Annotated in this window: 14 protein-coding genes; 6 read left to right on the forward strand and 8 right to left on the reverse strand. The window is 74.6% G+C overall.

The features are described 5' to 3' along the window. The 3 genes from FGF04_RS04785 to FGF04_RS04795 form a co-directional block, all read left to right on the forward strand. Window positions 1–1,066 (forward strand): ABC transporter substrate-binding protein (locus FGF04_RS04785; protein WP_149509997.1); only part of this gene is annotated, 1,066 nt, incomplete at its 5' end. A 54-nt stretch (window positions 1,067–1,120) separates the two neighbouring features. After that, window positions 1,121–2,857 (forward strand): ABC transporter permease subunit, encoded by a 1,737-nt coding sequence (locus FGF04_RS04790; RefSeq protein WP_149509996.1) that lies wholly within the window; start codon window positions 1,121–1,123, stop codon window positions 2,855–2,857. Window positions 2,858–2,888: 31 nt separating this feature from the next. Next, window positions 2,889–4,127 carry an MDR family MFS transporter gene (locus FGF04_RS04795; RefSeq protein WP_235882194.1) on the forward strand — a complete coding sequence of 413 codons (1,239 nt, stop codon included), beginning with the start codon at window positions 2,889–2,891 and terminating at the stop codon, window positions 4,125–4,127. Between the two features lie 162 nt (window positions 4,128–4,289). Here the strand turns inward: FGF04_RS04795 and FGF04_RS04800 are convergent, their stop codons facing one another. The 5 genes from FGF04_RS04800 to FGF04_RS04820 all read right to left on the reverse strand — a co-directional run bounded on the left by FGF04_RS04800 (window position 4,290) and on the right by FGF04_RS04820 (window position 12,285). Continuing rightward, window positions 4,290–5,801: an MFS transporter gene (locus tag FGF04_RS04800; RefSeq protein ID WP_149509957.1), complete on the reverse strand. Its 1,512-nt coding sequence runs from the start codon at window positions 5,799–5,801 to the stop codon at window positions 4,290–4,292. A gap of 168 nt (window positions 5,802–5,969) precedes the next feature. Then, window positions 5,970–8,867, reverse strand: coding sequence for an NHLP bacteriocin export ABC transporter permease/ATPase subunit (locus FGF04_RS04805; protein ID WP_149509958.1), 2,898 nt, complete (start codon window positions 8,865–8,867; stop codon window positions 5,970–5,972). Between the two features lies 1 nt (window position 8,868). Then, the gene (locus FGF04_RS04810; protein ID WP_408055586.1) at window positions 8,869–11,136 is read right to left on the reverse strand and encodes an NHLP family bacteriocin export ABC transporter peptidase/permease/ATPase subunit; all 2,268 of its coding nucleotides are present in this window, start codon (window positions 11,134–11,136) and stop codon (window positions 8,869–8,871) included. Next, window positions 11,133–11,939, reverse strand: coding sequence for an HlyD family efflux transporter periplasmic adaptor subunit (locus FGF04_RS04815; RefSeq protein WP_149509959.1), 807 nt, complete (start codon window positions 11,937–11,939; stop codon window positions 11,133–11,135). The genes FGF04_RS04810 and FGF04_RS04815 overlap by 4 nt, the downstream gene beginning before the upstream one ends. Before the next feature lie 130 nt (window positions 11,940–12,069). Further along, complete coding sequence (locus tag FGF04_RS04820; RefSeq protein ID WP_149509960.1) at window positions 12,070–12,285, reverse strand: type A2 lantipeptide; 216 nt, start codon at window positions 12,283–12,285, stop codon at window positions 12,070–12,072. Window positions 12,286–12,860: 575 nt separating this feature from the next. On the opposite strand from FGF04_RS04820, the gene FGF04_RS04825 reads away from it, so the two are divergent. After that, complete coding sequence (locus FGF04_RS04825; RefSeq protein WP_149509961.1) at window positions 12,861–14,198, forward strand: S1 family peptidase; 1,338 nt, start codon at window positions 12,861–12,863, stop codon at window positions 14,196–14,198. A gap of 284 nt (window positions 14,199–14,482) precedes the next feature. Here the strand turns inward: FGF04_RS04825 and FGF04_RS04830 are convergent, their stop codons facing one another. Further along, window positions 14,483–16,621, reverse strand: coding sequence for a SpoIIE family protein phosphatase (locus FGF04_RS04830; RefSeq protein ID WP_235882195.1), 2,139 nt, complete (start codon window positions 16,619–16,621; stop codon window positions 14,483–14,485). Window positions 16,622–16,935: 314 nt separating this feature from the next. Between FGF04_RS04830 and FGF04_RS04835 the strand changes: the two genes are divergently transcribed. Continuing rightward, on the forward strand, window positions 16,936–19,419 hold the full coding sequence (locus tag FGF04_RS04835; protein ID WP_149509962.1) for a SpoIIE family protein phosphatase: 2,484 nt from the start codon (window positions 16,936–16,938) through the stop codon (window positions 19,417–19,419). 18 nt (window positions 19,420–19,437) lie between these two features. Beyond that, window positions 19,438–19,947, forward strand: a complete 510-nt coding sequence (locus FGF04_RS04840; protein WP_149509963.1) for a metallophosphoesterase family protein — start codon at window positions 19,438–19,440, stop codon at window positions 19,945–19,947. Here FGF04_RS04840 and FGF04_RS04845 read toward each other — a convergent pair. Both FGF04_RS04845 and FGF04_RS04850 read right to left on the reverse strand, forming a co-directional pair. Beyond that, window positions 19,944–21,041, reverse strand: a complete 1,098-nt coding sequence (locus tag FGF04_RS04845) for an XdhC family protein (protein ID WP_149509964.1) — start codon at window positions 21,039–21,041, stop codon at window positions 19,944–19,946. The two genes, FGF04_RS04840 and FGF04_RS04845, sit on opposite strands and share 4 nt — an antisense overlap. Then, on the reverse strand, window positions 21,034–21,574 hold a 541-nt coding region (locus FGF04_RS04850; RefSeq protein ID WP_149510000.1), incomplete at its 5' end, for a VWA domain-containing protein. The genes FGF04_RS04845 and FGF04_RS04850, both read right to left, overlap by 8 nt.

The following is a 21,574-nucleotide window of genomic DNA, read 5'->3' on the forward strand; positions in this document are numbered from 1 at the left end:
GGACCACCGCGTCCGCGTGACCACCGCCGACCCCGACCCCCCCCTGCCGCTGCGCCTCTCCAGCCCCGGCCTGGTCGTCCTGTCGGCGCACGCGTACGCGAAGAAGGACGCCGTCGACCCCGTCGGCACCGCCACCGGACCCTTCGAGCTCACCGAGGTCACCGGCACCACCGCGGCCACCCTGGACCGCTTCGACGACTACTGGGGCGGGCGCGCCCAGGCCTCCGGCGTCGACGCCAGGTTCATCGCCGACGGCACCGCCCGGACCAACGCGCTGCGCACCGGCGAGGCCGACATCGCCGAGGCCGTCCCCGTCTCCCAGGCGGCCTCCCTCGACGAGGGCGCCCGGCGCGAGACCGCCACCACCCGCACCACCAGCCTGCTGCTCAACACGCGGTCGGGCGCCTTCGCGGACCCGGCGACACGTGCCACCGCCCGCGCGGCGATCGACACCTCCGCCCTGGCCGAGGGCGTCTACGAGGGACACGCCGACCCCGGCGTCGGCATCTACGGGCCCGCCCTGACCTGGGCCGCCGACAAGCGCGTGAAGCCCACCGGCCGGGCCGCAGCGGGCGGCGCCGACGGGAAGACGCTCACGATCGCCACGTACGACAACCGCCCCGAGCTGCCCGAGGTCGCCCAGGTGCTCAAGCAGCAGCTGGAGAAGGCCGGCTTCACGGTGAAGCTGGAGGTGCGCGAGTACGCGCGGCTGGAGAGCGACGCGCTGGCCGGGAAGTTCGACGCGTTCGTGTCCGCCCGCAACACCATGCTCGACACCGGGGACCCCGTCTCCATCCTCGCCAGCGACTACACCTGCGACGGCGGCTACAACCTGGCGCTCTTGTGCGACAAGAAGGCCGACGAGGCCGTCTCCGCGGCCGAGTCGGTCGCCGACACCGCGAAGCGCCAGGGGGCGGCCATGACCGCCGAGGCGAAGATCCTCGGCACGGACGCCGTCGTGCCGCTGGTCCACCAGCGGATCATCACGGGCGTCGGCGCGAAGGTCAGCGGCGTCCTGCTCGACCCGTACGAGCGCAGCCTCGTCGGCGTCGGCACCCGGCGCTGACGGGCGGCCGCGCTCGTGACCGAAGCCGCCGCGCGCACCTCCGTACGGGCCGTCGTGCGGGGCGGGGCGCCGGTGCTGCTCTGGCGCGCCGCCCTCCTCGCGGCCCTGCTGTGCGGCGTGGGGCTGCTGCCCTGGCTCTCGCACACGGACCCGGCGCTCACCGTCCTGAAGGCGCGGTCCGCCGAGCGCGCCCCGACCCCCGAGGTACTGGACGCGATCCGCGCCGGGCTCGGCCTGGACGCCGGGCCCGTGCGGCTGCTGGGCGACTGGCTGGGCGGGCTGCTGCACGGGGACGCGGGCCGGTCGTGGATCTCCGGCGCCGAGGTGACGCCGTCCGTCCTCCAGGCGCTCGGCGCCTCGCTGCTGCTGATGGGCGGCGCCCTCGCCGTCGCCGCGGTCACCGCCGTCGCCGTGTGCGCCCGCACCCTGCGGCTCGGAGCCGCGCGCCGGCTCGACGAGCGGCGCTCCGCGGGCACCGGCTCGGCGGTCCTGGCCACCCTGCCCGACTTCCTGACCGCCTCGGTGCTCGCCTCCGTCGTCGGCGTACAGCTCGGCTGGCTGCCCGCCCTCGGCTGGTACGGGCCCGAGTGGATGCTGCTGCCCGCGCTCTCGCTGGGCCTGCCCGCGGGCGCGCTGCTCGGCCGGATGCTCGACGACCTGCTGCCCGGCGCCTTCGCCGAGCCGTGGGCGCTGGCCGCCGCCGCCCGCGGCACGCGCGGCCGCACCGTCGCCCGCCGGGCGCTGCGCCGCTGCGTCCCCGCACTGCTGCCGAACGCGGGCCTGTTCGTCGTCGGGCTGACCGGCGGCGCGGTCGCCGTCGAGCAGGTCTTCGACATCCCGGGCCTCGGACGGCTCTCGCTGCAGGCCGCGGTCGCCCAGGACCTGCCCGTCCTGCAGGCCGGGACCCTCGCCCTCGTCGTGCTCGCGGCGGCCGCCGGCGGCCTCGCCCGGCTCGCGGCACGCCTGCTGATCGGCCCGGCCCTGCGCGACGACGCGCTCCCCTCGCTGCACCGCCCGGCACCGTCCCGCCCCCTGGCGGCGCCCCTGCTGTGCGGGGGAGCGCTGCTCGCCGTCGTCGCGGCGGGCCTCGCCCGCGACCCGCTGGCACTGGACACCACCGCCCGGCTGCGCTCCCCGTCCCCGGCGCACCCCTTCGGCACCGACGCGCTGGGGCGCGACGTACTGGCCCGGGTCGGCCACGGGGCGCTGGACACCCTCGCCCTGGCCGCCGCCGTCAGCGCGGCCGCCCTGGTCCTGGGCGTCCTGCTGGGCCTGCTGCCGCGGTTCTCCAGGCCGCTGGTCGACACGGTCAACGCCGTGCCGCCGGTCCTCGCCGCCCTCCTCGTCACCGCGGTGGCGGGCAGCGGCCCCGCCACCCCGGCCCTCGCGGTGACCGCCGTGGCCTGGGCGCCCCTCGCGGCCCACACCGCGGCCCTGCTCCGCCAGGAACGGGCCACCACCCATCTGACGGCCACCCGGGGCCTGGGCGCGGGTCCGCTGCAACTGCTGCGCCACGAACTCCTCCCGGCGGTCCTGCCCCCGGTCCTGCGCCACGCCCTGCTCCGGCTGCCCGGGGTGGCCCTGTCCCTCGCCGCCCTCGGCTTCCTCGGCCTCGGCGCGCAGCCGCCGTCCCCGGAGTGGGGCCTGCTGCTCGCCGAGAACCAGCCGTACGCGGAGCGGGCCCCCTGGGCGTCACTGGCGCCCGCGGCGGCCCTGGCCCTGCTGGGCGCGGTGGCGGTCACCGCCGGCGGGGTCCGGTGGCAGCGGCCCTCGCGGAGGCGACGTGCCTGAACCGGCGACGCGCCCCCGCGGAGGGGCCCGGCTGTCCCGTCCCCTGGGAACCTTCGCCTCCCTCTCCCCGCTGCTGCGCCTCCTCGTCCTCACCCAGCTCGCCTTCAACATCGGCTTCTTCGCGGTGCTGCCCTTCCTCGCCGAGCACCTGGGCACGGCGATCGGCATGGCGGGCTGGCTGGTCGGCCTCGTGCTGGGGCTGCGCACCTTCAGCCAGCAGGGGCTGTTCGTGGTGGGCGGCGCCCTGACGGACCGGTACGGGGTGCGCCCGGTGGTGCTCGCGGGCTGCGTCCTGCGGATCGCCGGCTTCGGCTGGCTCGGGTACGCGCGGGCCACCTGGTCGGTCGTCGCGGCCGTCCTGCTGATCGGGTTCGCCGCCGCGCTCTTCTCACCGGCCGTCGAGTCGGAGGTGGCCCGGCAGGCGGTGTGCCGGGAGGAGGCCGGAGAGGGGCCGCGCACCCATGTACTGGCCCTGTTCACCGTGGCGGGCCAGGCCGGCGCTTTCGTCGGCCCGCTGATCGGCGCGCTGCTGCTGGCCGTGGACTTCCGCGCGGTCTGCCTCGCCGGGGCGGGGGTCTTCGTGCTGGTCCTGGCCGGGCACGCCCGGCTGCTGCCGCAGCACATCCCGGGGCGCGCCCGCGTCCGCGCCCGGGGCGGGCTGCGGCGTCTGGTGCGCCACCGCGGCTTCCTCGCGCTGTGCTGCGCGTACGGGGCCTATCTGCTGGCGTACAACCAGCTGTACCAGCTGATGCCCGTCGAGGTGGAGCGCGCGGCGGGCTCGCAGGCGCCGCTGGCCTGGCTGTTCGCGCTCTCCTCGCTGCTGGTCGTGACGGCCCAGCTGCCCCTCACCCGCTGGGCGGGCGACCGGCTCGACCTGCGCCGGTCCATGGTGGCGGGGCTGCTGACGATCTCGGCGGGCTGCGCGGTCGTGGCCGCGGCCCGGCCCGCCGGATGGACGGGGACCGCGGGGCTCCTGCCCGTGGCCGGGTACGTCCTGCTGCTCACCCTGGGCCAGATGCTGGTGGCGCCCGCCGCCCGGGCCTGGGTGCCCGACCTCGCCGAGGACGGCCGGCTCGGCCTCTACACGGGCGCCCTGTCCTCGGCCTCGGGCCTGATCGTCCTGACCGGCAGCGCGACCATCGGCGCCCTCCTGGACACGACCCTGCCCCCGGCGGTCCCGTGGTTGGTGCTGGCGGCGCTCCCCCTGACGGCGGCAGCGCTGCTGCCGTGTTCTTCAAGGGCAAGGGCCGGGGCGAAGCCCCGCTCTTGAGGGGCGCGGGGAACTGCGCGACCAGCCCCCACCCCGCCGCACCCGACGACACAACCCGAGGCCACGCAAAAAGAGGCGACGCAAAAAAGAGGCGACTCAAAAAAGAGGGGCCACCGTCTCCCTGAAGACGGCGACCCCTCGGCCCACGGCGACGCGAACGCGTCACATGTGGACGACCGGCGCGGCGTCCGGATCCTGCTCGGGCACCCCACGGCGGAAGAGCAGGAACGTCACCAGCGCACCGGCCGCGAAGAACCCGGCCGACCACCAGAACGCGGTGGTGTAGCTCTCGATCGACGACTGGGCCCGCACCAGCGGGTCGCTCGCGTCCTTGCCGGCCAGGAAGCTGGTCGCGGCGCTCGCGGCGAGCGTGTTGAGCAGCGCGGTGCCGATGGAACCACCGACCTGCTGCATGGTGTTGACCGTCGCCGAGGCGACCCCAGCGTCCTCCGCCGCGACCCCACTCGTGGCCAGCGCCATCGCGGGCGGCATCACGATGCCGAGACCGGCGCCCATCAGGAGCAGCGGCGGCAGCACGGCGGTCGAGAAGGCGGAGTCGACGTCGATGCCGGTCAGCCAGGCCATCGCGACCGCGGCGAGCGCGAAGCCGGCCGGGATGACGGTCTTGGGCCCGATGCGCGGCACCAGGATCGTGGTGGACACCTGGGCCATGACCATCAGGGCGGCCATCATCGGCAGGAAGGCCACACCGGTCTTCGTCGGGCTGAAGCCGAGGTTGAGCTGCAGGTAGTAGGTGAGGAAGAGGAAGACACCGAACATGCCCGCGCCGGTCACCAGCACGGCGATGAAGGAGGCGCCGCGGGTGCGGTCGAGCAGGACGCGCATCGGCAGCAGCGGGTGCGCGGCGCGGGTCTGCCACCAGGCGAAGACCGTGAGGAGCACGCCGCCGGCCGCCAGGAAGCCCCAGGTCAGCGCCGAGCCCCAGTCGTGGGTCTCGGCGTTGGAGAAGCCGTAGACCACGGAGAAGAGACCGGCGGAGACCAGCAGCGCGCCCGGCAGGTCCAGCTTGGAGTTCGCGGCGTCGCGGTGGTTGTTCAGCAGGATCCAGCCGCCGACGAAGGCGGCGACGGCGAAGACGACGTTGACGTACAGCGTCCAGCGCCAGTCCAGGGCGTCGGTGAGCACACCGCCGAGCAGCAGTCCGAGCGCGCCGCCGGCTCCGGCGATCGCGCCGTAGACGCTGAACGCCTTGGCGCGCTCCTTGGCGTCGGTGAACGTCGTGTTCAGCAGCGAGAGCGCGGCGGGCGCGAGCAGGGCGCCGAAGACACCCTGCAGGGCGCGCGCGACGACCAGCATCCCGAAGCTGTTGGCCGCGCCGCCGAGCACGGAGGCCCCGGCGAAGCCGGCGACGCCGATGAGGAAGGCGGGCTTGCGCCCGAAGAGGTCGGCTATCCGGCCGCCCAGCAGGAGCAGCGAGGCGAAGGCCAGCGCGTACGCCGTGACGATCCACTGGCGGTTGCCGTCGGTGAACCCGAGGTCGGCCTGGGCCGAGGGCAGCGCGATGTTCACGATGGTCGCGTCCAGCACCACCATCAGCTGCGCGATGCCGATGATCGCGAGGATCCACCAGCGGTTCTTCGCCGGCGCCGCCGCGCCGGGCGCGTCCGCGGTGCCCTTGCGGGCGCCTTCGGACACGGTCTGGGTCTGGGACATGGGAGCCACTCCAGGGAAAGTTCACTCGGAACGGGAAGCACGGGAGGCACGTAAACGAAACCGTTTCGTACTCTTCGAGGCTAGACCACTTTCATCGAAACGACAAAGTTTCGTTAGGAGAGGGAGATCACACCCGCGGCGGTCAACCCCGACGGCCGGTGACGGGTCCTACTGCAACTGGCGCCGCACCAGCTCGTGCAGCCGGCCGCCGGTGTCCGCGAGCAGCTGCGCGGGCGTGCCCTGCTGGGCGATGCGGCCGTCCTCCAGCACGATGACGCGGTCCGCGTCCATGACGGTGGACAGACGGTGCGCGATCACGACACGGGTGGCTTGCAGCGCGCGGGTGCTCTCGATGACCGTGCGCTGGGTCTCGTTGTCCAGGGCGCTGGTCGCCTCGTCGAGGTACAGGATGCGCGGGCGCCGGATCAGGGCCTGGGCGATCATCAGCCGCTGCCGCTGGCCGCCGGAGACCGCGCCGGTGCCCGAGACGACGGTGTGCAGCCCCATCGGCATGCGCCTGATGTCGTCGCCGAGTCCCGCCATCTCCGCGGCGGCCATCGCCTCCTCGGGCGTGTAGGGCTCCGTGCCGCAGATGACGTCCAGGATCGAGCCGGTGAACGGCTGCGCGTGCTGCAGCACCACACCGCACTGGCGGCGCACGGCCGGCTTGTCGAGCGCGGCCAGGTCCTGGCCGTCGTACAGCACACTGCCCGAGACCGGGTCGTCGAAGCCGATGAGCAGCCGCAGCAGGGTGGACTTGCCGCAGCCGCTGGGGCCGACGACCGCCACGAACTCGCCGGGCCGGATCGCGAAGGACACGTCGTCCAGGACCAGCGGCCCGTCGTCGGTGTACCGGAACGACAGCTTCTTCACCTCGACGGCCCCCGACAGCTCGGCCGGCGCCGTACCGCCCGCCCGTACCTCCGGCTCCGCGTCGAGCACCGGCCGGAGCTCCTCGAACACCGGCAGCGCGGCGACCACCGACACGAAGGAGCCCGTCAGCTGGGTGACCGAGGTCAGCAGCATGGTCATCGCCGTGTTGAACGTCAGGAAGGCCGCCGCCGACAGCGATCCGCGCGCGGGCCCCGCCAGCAGCACGAACACGACGAGCGAGCAGAGCGGCAGGTACACCGCGCCCAGCACGGTCGTGAGGTTCTTGATCCGGCCCACCCGGCGGTGCAGCTCACGGCTGCGCGCGAACTCGCCCGCCCAGGCCGCGTACGCGTAGTTCTCCGCCGCCGCGACCCGCAGCTTGGGCAGCCCGCGCAGGGTCTGGAACGCCTGGTTGTCGAGCTTGTTGCCCAGCGCGACCAGCGCGCGCTGCCGGCGCACCTGCCACAGGCCGAGTCCCAGGAACACCCCCGCGATCACCACGAGCATCCCGATCGCGGCGCACGCCAGCGGGACGCTGAACCAGAACAGCAGCGCGAGGTTCATCGCGCCGACCGTGACCGACTGCACCACCACCGGGCCGACCCCCGCCAGCATGCGGCGGATCGCGCTGATCCCCATGGCGGCACCGGCCAGTTCACCCGTGGAGCGCGAGGTGAAGAACCCCGTGGGCAGCCGCAGCAGCCTGTCCCACACGGCGGGCTGCAGCGCGGCCTCGACCCGGCCCTCCAGCCGCAGCACGGTGAGGTTCTGCATCAGCGTGAACACCGCCGACACCACACCGGCGACCATGACGGCCAGGCACATCTGGACGATCAAACTCTCCTGGGCCCTCGGCACGTACTCGCCCAGCACCTTGCCGGTCGCGATCGGCACCAGCGCGCCGAGCGCCACCGTCACCAGCCCGCTCAGCGCCAGGTTGCGCAGGTCCCCGCCGGCGCCCCGCAGACAGAACAGCAGGAGCCGCGGCGGGGMGAGGCGCCGGTCGGGCAGCGGCCGGTAGAACATCACCGCGCGCGGCTCGAACTCCGCCGCGTTGACCTTCTCGACCGGCGTCTCCCGCCCGCTCGACGGATGCACCGCCACATAGCCGCCGCGCCGCCACAGCAGCGCGACCGGCGCGCCCGACGCGACCCGGTGACCGACCAGCGGCCCCACGTCGTCGCGCCACCAGCGCCCGTCGAGCCGTACGGCACGCGTCCTGACCCGGGAGGCGAGCGCGATCCGCTCCACCGCGTCGAGCCGGCCGCCCTGCGCACCGCCTCCCGCCGGTTCGCGCAGGGTGATCCCGGCCGCGCGCGCGACGAGGCGGCAGGCCGCGTACGTCGCATCGGCGTCGGCCGCGCCGGCGGCCCGCCCCGGGCGCCTGGAGACGGCGGCCAGCAGGGTCCGGTCGGCCTGCGCTCGGGCCGCCTCGCCCGCCTCGATGCCCGCGGCCGTCCGGGTCTCGTGGGCGCGCTCCAGCTGTTCGATCCAGCGGTCGAGCGTGGCCAGCAGCCGGTGCTGCCGGTCGACCATCGCCTGCCACAGCGCCGGGTCCACCAGCAGGCCGGCCGCGGCCCCGGCGCCGTACGGGGAGCCGTACTGCACACTGCCCGGCGGCACCTGCGTCCACAGGACGTCGTCGTCCGCCGGCGCCACGCCGTGTTCGGCCCCGGTGGAGAGGGGCGCCTCGAACAGGACGGCCAGGCCCCGTCCGGTGCCGAGCGACAGGGCGTACTCCAGCGGGCTGGTCCGCGGCGGTACGTACTGGGGGTTGCCGTACGCGTCGTAGGTCCAGGTCTCGGTCTGCGGCGCCTGCTGCAGCTCGCCCAGTTCGATCCGGCGCAGGACGCACGAGCGCAGCGGTCTGCCGACGAGCGTGTGCCGCGGCCCGGCGACCGGGCCCAGCAGCAGGGCGCCCGCCTCCAGCCGGCCGAGGTGGTGCCAGTGGCCCTGCCGGTCGGCGTCGACCGCGAAGAGGTCCATGGCACCGGCCGCGACGAGCCACAGGACGTGCGGGCCTTCGAGGTCCAGGCGGGACAGGCCCGAGCCGTCGAGCGCGGTGCCCAGGCCGCCGAGCGCGGCGAGCACGTGGTCGCCCCCGGCGACGGGCAGGTGCTCCTGCGGGTGCGGGTACCGCCGGTCGTCCTGGTCCTGCTGGTTCTGCTGGTCCTGCGGGTACGCGGACGTCATCTCACCGCTCCCTGACCAGCTCGGCGTACGCGCCGCCGGCCGCCACCAGGGCGTCGTGGCGCCCGCGTTCCACGACCGTGCCGTGCCGCAGCACCAGGATCTCGTCGCTGTCGCGCACGGTGCTGAGCCGGTGCGCGATCACCACACAGGCACAGCCCCGCCTGCGCAGGTTGTCCATCACGAGCTGCTCCGTCTCGGCGTCCAGCGCGCTCGTCACCTCGTCGAGCACCAGGACGCTGGGCCCGCGCACCAGCGCCCGCGCGATCTCCAGGCGCTGGCGCTGGCCGCCGGAGAAGTTGCGGCCGTCCTGCTCGACCCGCCCGTGGATGCCGCCCGGGCGGCGCATCACCACGTCGTACAGGGCCGCGTCCCGCAGCGCGGTGACCACCGCCTCGTCCGGGACGGACGGGTCCCACAGGGCGACGTTGTCACGGACCGTGCCCTCGAAGAGGAACACGTCCTGGTCGACGAAGGAGACCGAGGCCGCGAGCGCGCCGCGCGGGATGTCCTCCAGCCACTGCCCGTCGATCCGGACGACGCCCTCCCAGGGCGCGTACAGGCCCGAGATCAGCCGCGACACCGTCGACTTGCCGCTGCCGGACCCGCCGACCAGGGCGACCTGCTGCCCGGGCCCGACCGTCAGCGAGAACCCGGACAGCAGCGGCTCGTCCAGCGGGCTGTAGCCGAAGGTGACGTTCTCCAGCTCGACGTGGCCCCGCAGCCTGCGGGTGCTGTCGCCCGCGCCGCGCCGTGAGTGGAGCGGGTCGGGGGCGAAGTTCTCGACGTCCTTCAGCCGGGCCACGTCCGCCGCGAAGTCCTGGATCCGGCCCGCGACGCCGTTGAGCCGCGTGAGCGGGGCGGTGAAGCGGGCCACCAGCGCCTGGAACGCCACGAGCAGGCCGATCGACAGGTGTCCCTCCACGGCCCGCAGCCCGCCGATCCACAGGATCAGGCCGCTGTTGAGGGTGGCCAGCGTCGGCGCGACGACCCCCAGCCAGGCGCCCGGCACCCCGAGGCGCTGCTGCTCCTCCAGCGTGGTGGCGTGCTGCCCCGCCCAGGTGCGGAAGTAGCCGTCCTCCCCGCCGGTCGCCTTCATCGTCTCGATCAACTGCAGCCCGGTGTACGCCGTGTTGGTCAGCCGCGCGCTGTCGGCCCGCAGCTTCGCGGTACGCGTCGCGCGCAGCCGGATCACCACCCGCATGGCCACCACGTTGAGCAGGGCGACCCCGATGCCCACGGCCGTCAGCTGCGGGTCGTAGGTGTACAGCAGCACGGCGTAGAGGACCACGACGACCGCGTCCACGCCCGCCGCCGCGAGGTCCCGGGCCAGCGTCTCGGCCACCGCGTCGTTGGACCGCAGGCGCTGCACCAGGTCGGCCGGGCTGCGCTGGGAGAAGAAGGTGACCGGCAGCCGCAGCAGGTGCCGCAGGAACTTCGCACTGCTGAGGGTGGAGGAGAGGAGCCGGCCGTGCAGCAGGTTGGCCTGCTGCAGCCAGGTCAGCGCCACCGTCAGCAGGATGCTCGCGCCCATCGACGCGAACAGCACCCCGAGCAGGGAGGTCTGCCCGCCGATCAGGAACAGGTCGATGTAGGTGCGGCTGAGCGCGGGCACGGCCGCGCCGACCGCCACCAGCAGCAGACTGGCGAGCACGGCCGCGGGCAGGGTGCCCGAGGTGCCGCGCAGCCGGGCCGGCACGGCGCCCAGGACGCCGGGTCTGCGCCCGCCCTTGCGGAAGCCGGGCCCGGGTTCCATGACGAGCACGACGCCGGTGAAGCTGGTGTCGAAGTCCTCCATGGGGACGAAGCGGCGGCCCTTGGCCGGGTCGTTGACGTACACCCCGCGCCGGCCGAAGCGGCGCCCGATGCCGTCGAGGACGACGTAGTGGTTGAACTCCCAGAACAGGATCGCCGGGGCCTGCACCTCGGCCAGCGCCGCCGTGTCCATCTGCATGCCTTTGGCGGTCAGACCGTAACTGCGGGCCGCCTTCAGCAGGTTGCCGGCCCGTGAACCGTCGCGCGAGACACCGCAGGCGATGCGCAGCTCCTCCAGCGGGACGTGTCGGCCGTGGTGGCCGAGCACCATCGCGAGGGAGGCGGCGCCGCACTCCACGGCCTCCATCTGCAGGACGGTCCGGGTGCGCACGCTCCGGCCCCGGACCACGGGCACCTTGCGCCTCGGCGGCGCGGCGCGGCGGCGGCCCCGTACGGGCGGCGGCGGTTCGGCCGCGGCGGGGCGCGGGGCGGCGGAGGTGTCCTGGGGCGCGCTCACGGCAGCAGCCAATCGATCGGGCGCTGGTCGTCCAGGTGGATCGAACCGGAGCCCATGGTCATGGAGTCGAGCCGGAACGGCGGTCCCTGGGCGGTCGACCACGCGTAACCGGACTTCGTGCGGGAGGACCGGTCGAGCCGGACCAGGACGGCCACCGGCCTGCCCTCCTGGGTGAACCGCTCGCCCAGCTGGCCGTCGCCGAGGAACGCGGCGATCTGCTGCGCCGACTGGGCGGCCCGGTCCACCGACTCCACCCGGCCGCGCAGCACCCCGTACTCCTGGGCCGGCACGGACTGGACGGTCAGGTCGACGGCGGCGCCCGGGCGGATCGCGGCGGCGTTCGCGGCGGGCACGTACACCGTCGCGTACAGGGGGTCGCCGGTGTCGGCGACCTTCTCCACCGCGGCGACGTCCGTGCCGGTGGCGATGATGGCGCCGATGCTCGCGGCGAGTGCGGTGACCCGGCCTGCGGCGACGCTGCGCACGACCGTCTCGCCCTTCGCCGTACGCACCTTCAGCACGGGGGCGTTCGCGCCGATGCGCCGGCCCTGGCCGGTGAGGACGGCGGTGACCTGGCCGGAGACCGGGCTCTGCAGGAGGTAACTGCCCTGTCCGTGGGTGAGGATCGCGGGCGCGCCCACGGTGGAGGCCACGGAGCCCGTCACGGCCCAGACCGACGCGGCGGCCATGACGAGGACCGTCACGGCCAGCACGAGGCGGCCCTGGGGGCGGGCGAGGCGTACCGGCAGGTCCAGTTCCTCCGGCGACTGCAGCTTGGCGAGGGCCTGCTGGCGGAACTGCACGGGTCTGCCTCACCTGCGGGAACGAATACGGGACCGGTGTGCGTGGGGGAGGCCCGGCGCGAACCGGCGGGTCCCGGAACCGGGGGAGTGGTTCCGGGACCCGTGGCACGCGAGGCGCCTGCGGAAGCGGTCAGAGACCGGCGACCAGGCCGGTGACCGGGGCGGTGCTCAGGCCGGTCGTGCCCTCGACGGTGCCGACGACCGTGTCGACCAGGCCGGAGACCGGGGCGATGCCGCCGACAACGCCGGTGACGGTGCCGACGGCGTTCACCGACAGGCCGCCCGAGATGCCGTCGAGGTCGGCGTCGGAGATCTCGGCGGTCTGGACCTGGGGGGTGGAGTTCATGGTGAACATCCCTTCCTGATTGGTATTCACATGGGGGGAGACCGTGCGTCGGACCGAAATCCCGAACGGCCCCGCGGTGCCACGGATCAAAGCACGGGGCCGCTCCGGGCCTCCAGTCGCGGACTCGGTGAGCAGGGTGTTTGCGGGGTCCGTGCGGTCGTCCGTGCACGCTTGCGCACCACCCGGTGGCGAACCCTTCACACGGCCCCGGGTGTCGTTCACATGTCCGCGGCGCCCGCCGGGACACCGAATCGGGCACACCTCTCCAATGGCGTGGCGGACCACATTCCTTCGTGCGGATCCTCTGTGCGCCGTGACCCGGCTGCGTAATCGCTGTGCAGATTCTCTGCAGCCGGGGTTCGGCTGCGGCAGGTGGACGGAACGTCACCGTTCGACGACGTGTCGTGACCGGTGGGGCGGGTGGGTGCGCGGCGTCGTTTCCCGCATTCGCAAAGGAAGTTGGGGAGCGGCATTGAACGCCCCACGCACCGCTTGCGTATCAACAGCCATCCAGGCGCCCGCAGTCAGCTGCCACCCGGCGGCTCGGACCCCCCAGTCCCCAGGAGGTCAAGAAGTTGAGTCACAAGCGGATACCGAAGCGCAAGGCCGTCATCGCGGCGGGAAGCGTGGTCGCGCTCGGCGCGGCGGCTCTGATCCTGCCCAACGCCATGGCGTCCCAGAACGGTGCGACGGAGGGTGCCGCCCCCAGAACGCTGAAGGCCGCGGACGCGTCGGACCTCGCCTCGCAGCTGGCGGAACAGCTCGGCGAAGCCTTTGCCGGTGCGTACTACGACACCGGGAAGCAGCAGCTGATCATCAACGTCGTGGGCGACGACAACGCCATTGTCCTGGCGCAGAAGGCGGGTGCGGTCGCCCGCCAGGTCGACAACAGCACGGCCGAACTCAAGGCGGCCTCGCAGACGCTGAAGGCCAAGGCGACCGTTCCGGGCACCGCCTGGTCCGTCGACCCGCGGACCAACAAGATCCAGGTCACCGCGGACAGCACCGTCACGGGGGCCAAGTGGGACAAGGTGGAGTCGACCGTCGACTCGCTCGGCCCGGGTGTCGCCACCATCAAGAAGTCCGCCGGTGAGTTCAAGACGTTCGTCGAGGGCGGTGACGCCATCTTCGGCGGCGGTGCCCGCTGTTCGCTCGGCTTCAACGTCGTCGCCGAGGACGGGGCACCGGCCTTCCTGACCGCCGGGCACTGCGGTGTGGCCGCCGCCGAGTGGTCGGACGCGCAGAACGGGGCGCCGATCGGCACGGTCGAGGCCGCCACGTTCCCCGGCGACGGCGACTTCGCGCTGGTCACGTACGACGACCCGGCGACCGAGGCGCCCAGCACGGTGAACACCGGCGAGCAGAGCGTGGAGATCCTGCAGGCCGCGGAGGCCGCGGTCGGCGAGGCGGTCATCCGCATGGGCAGCACCACGGGGCTCAACGACGGTGAGGTCACCGGCCTGGACGCCACCGTGAACTACCCGGAGGGCACGGTCACCGGTCTCATCCAGACCAACGTCTGCGCGGAGCCCGGTGACAGCGGCGGGTCGCTGTTCACCGCGGACGGCAGCGCGATCGGGCTGACCTCGGGCGGCAGCGGTGACTGCACCATCGGCGGGGAGACGTTCTTCCAGCCGGTGACCACGGCGCTGGCTGCGGTGGGTGCGACGTTGGGTGACGCCGGTGCGGGCGCGGGTGACGCGGGCGCCGGTGCGGGTGAAGAGGCCGGGGCCGGTGAAGAGGCGGGTGCCGGTGACGAAGCCGGGGCCGGTGGTGACGCGGTCGGCGGTGAGGAAGCCGGAGCCGGTGGTGACGCCGTCGGTGGTGAGGAAGCCGGTGGTGAGGAGCAGGTCGGTGGTCATGGTGACCAGGCCGGTGAGGTCGGCGAAGCCGGTGACGGGCACGGGCGGTGAGCTGACCGTACGCGGTCGGTGGTAGCCGTGCCGTTCGGAGCGGGCCGGTCCCTCGGCGGGGGGATCGGCCCGCTCCGGCGTGTGTCGGGTGCGGGGCGGTGGGGGTCCTAGGGGGTGGGGGCTCGGGTGGTGTGTCGGGTGCGGGCACGTCGTGGCCGGTCGCGCAGTTCCCCGCGCCCCTGAAGGGCGCCGGATCGTGCCGTTCCCCGTGCCCCTGAAGGGCGCCGGATCGTGCCGTTTCCCGTGCCCCCGAAGGGGGCCGGATCGTGCCGTTCCCTGCGGTCCTACAGGGACTTGGTGGCTCTCAGGAGGAGTAGGGCCACGTCGTCCACCCGTTCCTCTGCCGTGCCGCTGTAGTGGACCAGGGTGTCCGCCACCTCGTCCAGGGGGGCGTCGCCCGTCTCCGCCAGGCGGTCCGCGCAGCCCGCCAGGGCGTCGTCGATGTCGACGCCGGGGGATTCGACCAGCCCGTCGGTGTAGAGGGCCAGCAGGGAGCCGGGCGGCAGGGCGACCTCGGTCGTCGGGTAGACGGCGTCCGGGTCGATGCCGAGCAGCGGGCCGCCGGCCAGGTCGAGCACCCGCACCGTGCCGTCCGGCGTGCGCAGGAGCGGCGGCGGATGACCCGCCCGGGCCATCACGACCTGCCCCCGCGCCGGGTCCAGCCGCAGGTAGACGCAGCTCGCGAAGAGCTCGGCGCCCAGGTCGATCAGCAGCCGGTTGGTGCTGCGCATGACCTCCCCGGGCGGCTGCCCGACGGTCGTGTACGCGCGGACCGCGGTGCGGATCTGGCCCATCAGGCCCGCCGCCGTGACGTTGTGCCCCTGCACGTCCCCGATCACCGCCGCCGCCTCCCCGCCGCGCAGCGGGACCAGGTCGTAGAAGTCCCCGCCGATCTCCATGCCCCGGGTGGCGGGCAGATAGCGGGCGGCCGCCTCGATGCCGGGCAGCGAGGGCAGCGAGGGCGGCAGCAGCGCGGCCTGCAGACCGTGCGCCAGGCGATGCTTCGCGTCGTAGAGGCGGGCCCGGTCCAGCGCCTGCGCGACGAGCCCGCTGATACTCACCAGCACGGCCCGCTCGTCGGCCGGGAAGGGATGCGGGGCGGTGTACGCCATGACCCAGGTGCCGATCGGCCGCCCGGACGCGATGAGCGGCAGGTACGCCCAGGCCGCCATCCCGCCGGCCGGCCGCTGGTCGGGGTAGAGGCGGGCCAGGTCCCGCTGGGACGCGAAGAAGGCCGGCACCCCGGTCCGCAGGGCGTGCGTGCCGGGCGTGTGCTCGGCCAGCGACATCCCGTCGAACCGTTCCAGCTCCCGCGGGTCCGGGTAGCCGCGCTGACCGAGCACGTGCAGCCGGCCGGCCCCGGAGCCGAGCATCACCAGCCCCTGGCCGCCGACGGCGGGCACGATCTCGTCGGCGACCAGCTGCACCACGTCCTGTACGCCGACCGCCTCGGTGAGCGACCCGGCCAGGCTCAGCACCTGGGAGATGGAGACGAGCCGGGTGCCGGTGTCCCCGTGCTGGAAGGCCACGGCCCCCTCCCGGGCCACCGCCCGCGCCCGGGTGATGCGCAGGCTCAGCCCGCTCGCGCTGGGGTGGAACCGGAACGACAGCCAGTCCGAGGGCGGCCGCAGCGCCACGAACGCCGTCGCGCGCTGGCTGACCAGCGCCGCCTGGTAGCGGTCCTCGTAGACCGGATCGTTCAGCCAGGGCACCGACGCCCACAGCTGGGTGCCGAGCAGGGCGCTGACCGGCAGCCCCAGCAGGTCGGCCCCCGCCGCGTTGACGAAGGTGATCCGCCCCTGCAGGTCCAGCGCGCACAGCCCGTACGGCAGCCGGGCCACCATCCGCGTGGCCTCGGCCGTGCCCAGGGTCCCCGCCGGGTTCGTCATCGGCGCCGGGGCGAGCAGGTCGGGTTCCGGCCGGACCGGGTCGCCCTTCTCCTGGGCGCGTTCCAGCCGCCTCGCGAGCCGGCCGCAGGCCGACATGAGGCGCTCCCGCTTCTCCTCGGGCAGCTCGGGGGAGTGCGTGCCGGGCCAGGTCACGAAGACCGCCCCGTACACGGCGCGGTCGGTCGCCACCGGCATCGCGGCCAGCGCGAACGGGTAGGGCAGCACCACCGAGATCCGCGGATAGCGGCGCGCCATGTCCTCCTCGCCGCTCACCCACACCAGCTGCCGGTGGCGCACCGCCTCCGCCACCGGGACGGGCGCCGTCAGCCCCAGCCGCTCCCAGGGGGCCGCGAAGGTCCGGGGCAGCCCGGCCATCACCGCCATCTCCAGCACCGGCTCGCCGGGGACCAGCAGGTACACCGCCCCCGAGAACGCGTCGACGTCGTCCATGAGCGTGGCGAGGGTCAGCGAGAGCAGGGGCCGGCCGGACGGTGCCGCGCCCCCGGACGCCTGACCGTCGGACACGCCGACCACCTCCTCCTCGGGCACAGGAGGGCGCCCTGAGCCCAAGGCTCTCCCGCGGGCACGCTTCTCGCACGGTGGGGGCGCCCGTACGCGCAGAGGGCGCGCCCGGCCCCCGGGCGCCGGAGCCGGCCGCCGCCGCGCCCCCGCGCGCACACAGCGTGACCCCCTGTCGGCGGAATCCGCGGCGGGCGCCGGGAACTCCCTGTGACGCCCTGGGGAGGCCCCGGCGGAGCCGCCCGTACGGCTCCGCGCACGCCCGTTCGGTGCGTCCTGCGACTTCGTGTCGGTCACAGGGGCTGCGCCCGCGCCCCATAAGCGCTGTAATGACGGACGTGGTCAGTGAGGGCGGTGCGGGACGCAGCACGAGAACGTTGCGTGCCGAGCTTGCCCTCAGGGCGCTGCGCGCGGACCTCCGCTCCCCCGAGCGACTGCGGAGCGTACTCGAACAGGCACTCGTCTACGGCGGTGCGGCCCTCGCCGTCGTGTACGCGCCGGGGGAGCACGGTGACCAGCTGTGCCTGATCGAGTCCGCCGGCGTACCCCGGTCCCTGTACGGCGTGCGCGACAGCTATCCGCTCGCGGGCACCTCGCCCGCGGCCGACGCCTACCGCGCCGGCCGGCCCGTGTGGCTCGGTCCGGCGGAACTCGCCCTGGTGCCCGGCGGCGCCCGGCACACCCCGGCGGGCGACCACTGGCTGGCCGCCCTGCCGCTGCCGCCCGACCGGCGCGGCGGGGGCTGCCTGGTGGCCGTGAGTGAGAACCCCGGCGGCTTCGGCACCGAGGACCGCAAGTGTCTGGAACTGTTCGCCGAGGCGGTCTCCTTCCCGCCCCCGGCCGACGCGGACGGCACCGAGGTGCTGCCCAGCTCGTTCAGCCTGGCCATGGACTCGGGGCGGGTCGAGGTCGACGACGAGATGCTGGAGCTGTTCGGGCTCGTGCGCGACGACTTCGACGGCAAGGTCGAGAACCTGCTGAGGATGACCGTGCCGGAGGACCTGCCCACGCTGATGTCCGTGGTCGAGGCCGACCACATGTCCCTCGGCGAACGCGAGCTGGAGTTCCGCATCCTGCAGCCCTCCGGCGAGCAGCGGTGGCTGCGGCTGCGCGCCCGGCTGCTGCCCGCCGCCGACGGACGCCCGTCCCGGCTGGTGGGCACCGTCACCGACGCCTCCAAGCTGCGCTCCGGCGGCAACGAGGTGGCCCGCGTCCAGCGCCTCGCCGCCGCCCTCGCCACCGCGCGCACCGTCCGCGACGTCGGCCAGGCGGTCGTCACCGCCCTGCGCCGGCCCCTGACGGCCGACCGCATCGCCCTGGCCGAGCTGGAGGGCGACCGGCTCGTCGTCACCGTCCTGGACCCGCCCGAACCGGAGGCCTGGCCCGAGGTGTGGCGCACCGAGTGGCGCTCGGAGTGGCCCGACGCCCCCGTCCGCACCATGCCGACCCTCGGCGCCGCCCTGCGCGAGGGGCGCGCCGCGATCTGGCCCGCCGGCACCCCGCTGGAACCGGCGCTCGCCGAGGTCGGCCCCGGCGGCCTCGCCGTCCTGCCGCTGCCGGCCGGCGGCCGCATGGCCGGGGCCTGCCTGATCGGCTGGGACAGCCCGCACGACTTCGGCCCCGACGAGCGCGCCCTGCTCACCGCCTCCGCGGGCCTCGCCGGGCAGGCCCTGATGCGCGCCCACGCCTTCGACGCCGAGCACGAACTCGTCGGCATGCTCCAGCGCACCCTCCTGCCGCGCAGGCTGCCGCCGCTGCCCGGCGCCGAGGCCGTCGCCCGCTACCTGCCCACCACGGCGGGCCTGGAGGTCGGCGGCGACTGGTACGACGTGATCCCGCTGCCCGACAACCACGTCGCCCTGGTCATCGGCGACGTCCAGGGGCACAACGCCCAGGCGGCCACCCTGATGGGCCAGATGCGCACCGCCCTGCGCGCGTACGCCGTCGAGGGCCATCCCCCGGACGTGGTCGTCTCGCGCGCCAACCGGCTGCTCACGGGCATGGAGACCGACCTCTTCGCCACCTGCTGCTACGTCGACGTCGACATGGCGGAGGGCACCGCCTGGTGCGTACGCGCCGGGCACCTGCCGCCGGTGCTGCGGCACCCGGACGGCACCACCGACATCGTCGTCACCGAGGGCGGGCCGCCCCTCGGCGTCGTCACGCAGGCCGACTTCCCGATGAGCCCGCTGCCGCTGCGGCCCGGCACCGTGGTCGCCCTCACTACCGACGGCCTCGTGGAGTCCGCCGAACTCGACCTGGAGGACGGCCTGAACCGGCTGGCCGGGCAACTGGCCGCCGCCGACCCCGCCCGCCTCGGGCTCGTCGCGGACGCCCTGCTCACCGGCGCCAACCGCAGCGACGACGTGGCCCTGCTCCTGATGCGCTACGACGGCCTCGCCCTCAAACCGCTGCGCGAGAGCTGGACGGTGTGGCGGGTCCCCGAGGCCGTCCGCCACGCCCGCCGCTTCACCCGCCGCGCGCTGCGCGCCTGGCGCGTCACCGACGAACCCGACGCCGTCCTGCTGATCGTCTCCGAGCTCGTCACCAACGCCCTGGTGCACACCGACGGGCAGATCCGCCTCGACCTCACCCTCATCGACAACCGCCTGCGCGTGGCGGTCGCCGACGTCTCGCCGCGTACGCCCATCAAGCCCACCAGCATCGGCTGGGAGGCCACCGGCGGCCGGGGCATCCTCCTCGTCGAGGCGCTCTCCGCCAGCTGGGGGACCGTGCCGGTCAGCGGCGGCAAACAGGTGTGGGCCGAGCTCCCGCTGACCGCACCCCCGCCGCAGGGACCCACCCGGGACTGAGCGGGCAGACTGGTCCGCATGCGCCTCCTGCTGATGTCCGACACCCACCTGCCCAAGCGGGCCAGAGAAATCCCCGCGCCGCTCCTCGCCGAACTCCCGCGCGCCGACGTGGTGGTGCACGCCGGGGACTGGGTGGACACCGCGACCCTGGACCTCCTGGAGAGCCGCTCGCACCGGTTGCTCGGTGTGTACGGCAACAACGACGGCCCCGGCCTGCGGGCCCGCCTGCCCGAGGTCGCCCGCGCCGACCTCGACGGCCTGCGCCTCGGGGTGATCCACGAGACCGGCGCCGCCCAGGGCCGGGATCAGCGGTGCGCCGAGCGCTTCCCCGACCTCGACGTCCTGGTCTTCGGCCACAGCCACATCCCCTGGGACACCACGGCCGCCACCGGACTGCGCCTGCTCAACCCCGGCTCGCCCACCGACCGCAGGCGCCAGCCGCACTGCACGTACATGACCGCGACCGTGACGGCCGGCCGGCTCGCGGACGTCGTACTGCACCGCCTGCCGCCGCGCGTCCCGCGCTAGCGCGGGTGGATCTCCCCGGCCGTCGCCGTCAGCGGGGCGCCGGTGCCGCCCCAGCGCAGCGCGACGATCTCGGCGGCCACGGACACGGCCACCTCCTCCGGGGTGCGCGCCCCGAGATCGAGGCCGACCGGTGAGCGCAACCGGGTCAGTTGGTCCGGCGTCAGCCCGCCGTCCCGCAGCCGCTTCAGCCGGTCGTCGTGCGTACGGCGGCTGCCCATCGCCCCGATGTACGCGGCCGGGCGGCGCAGCGCCTCCTCCAGCAGCGGCACGTCGAACTTCGGATCGTGGGTGAGGACGCAGATCACCGTGCGGTCGTCGGTGTCCGTGCCCGCCAGGAAGCGGTGCGGCCAGCCGACGACCACCTCGACGCCCGCCGGGAAGCGTTTCGGCGTCGCGAAGACGGGCCGCGCGTCGCACACGGTGACCCGGTAGCCGAGGAAGTCCCCGATGCGGGCCACCGCCGCCGCGTAGTCGATCGCCCCGAAGACCAGCATCCGCGGCGGGGGAGCGAAGGAGTGCAGGAACACCGTCACCGCGTCCTCGCGCCGCTCGCCGCGCGGCCCGTAGTGCCGCAGCCCGGTCGCCCCCAGCGCCAGTTCGCCGCGCGCGTCGGCCGTCACGGCCACGTCCAGACCGGTGGTGCCGAGCGTCCCGGACACCTCGTCCGTCCACACGGCGAGGCTTGCGCCGCGCTCCGCCGGGCCGTCGGTCACCGTCGCCACCGTGACCGGGCGGCCCGCCGCCACCGATTCCGCGACCGCCCCGAACGACGGATCGAGGGCGGCCGTCACGGGCCGCACCAGGAGGGTGATCTCGCCGCCGCAGGTCAGCCCGACGGCGAACGCGTCCTCGTCGCTGTACCCGAAGGTCTCCAGCCGGGCCCCGCCCGACTCCACGACCTCCCGGGCCAGTTCGAAGACCGCGCCCTCCACGCAGCCGCCCGACACGCTGCCCACCACCTCGTCGCCGGGCCCGACGGCCATGGCGGCGCCGGGGTCCCGGGGCGCGCTGCGGCTGACGGCGACGACGGTGGCGAGACCGAAGGGCGCGCCCCGTGCGTACCACCGGCCGAGCGCCGGGAGGATCTCACGCATCGTCCGCTCCTCTCACCACCGCCGCCAGACGTTCCAGCGCGGCCAGACTGTGGCCCTCGACGAACGCGTCCACGCTCGGCAGCGCCGCCGCCATCCCGGCGGCCAGGGGTGCGTAACCGGGGCGGGCCTTGCGCGGATTGGCCCACACCACCCGGTGCGCCAGCCGGTGCAAGCGTCGCATCTGGGCGGCGAGCAGGCCCGGATCGCCACGCTCCCAGCCGTCCGACAGGACGACGACCACCGCGCCGCGCGCCATGCCGCGCTGCCCCCACCGGTCCAGGAAGGCCCGCAGCAGCTCACCGAGCCGGGTGCCGCCGTGCCGGTCGGGCACGGCGGACGCCACCGCGGCCAGCGCGGTGTCCGGGTCGCGATGGGCGAGCTCACGGGTCACCCGCGTCAGCCGCGTACCGATCGTGAACACCTCCGTGCGCATCCGGCCGCCGTGCGCCGCGGCGTGCGCGAACCGCAGCAGCGCGTCCGCGTACGCCGCCATCGAACCGCTGACGTCCACCAGCAGCMCCACCCGCCGCGGC

It is taken from the genome of Streptomyces apricus (assembly GCF_008369065.1).
GTDB lineage: Bacteria > Actinomycetota > Actinomycetes > Streptomycetales > Streptomycetaceae > Streptomyces > Streptomyces apricus.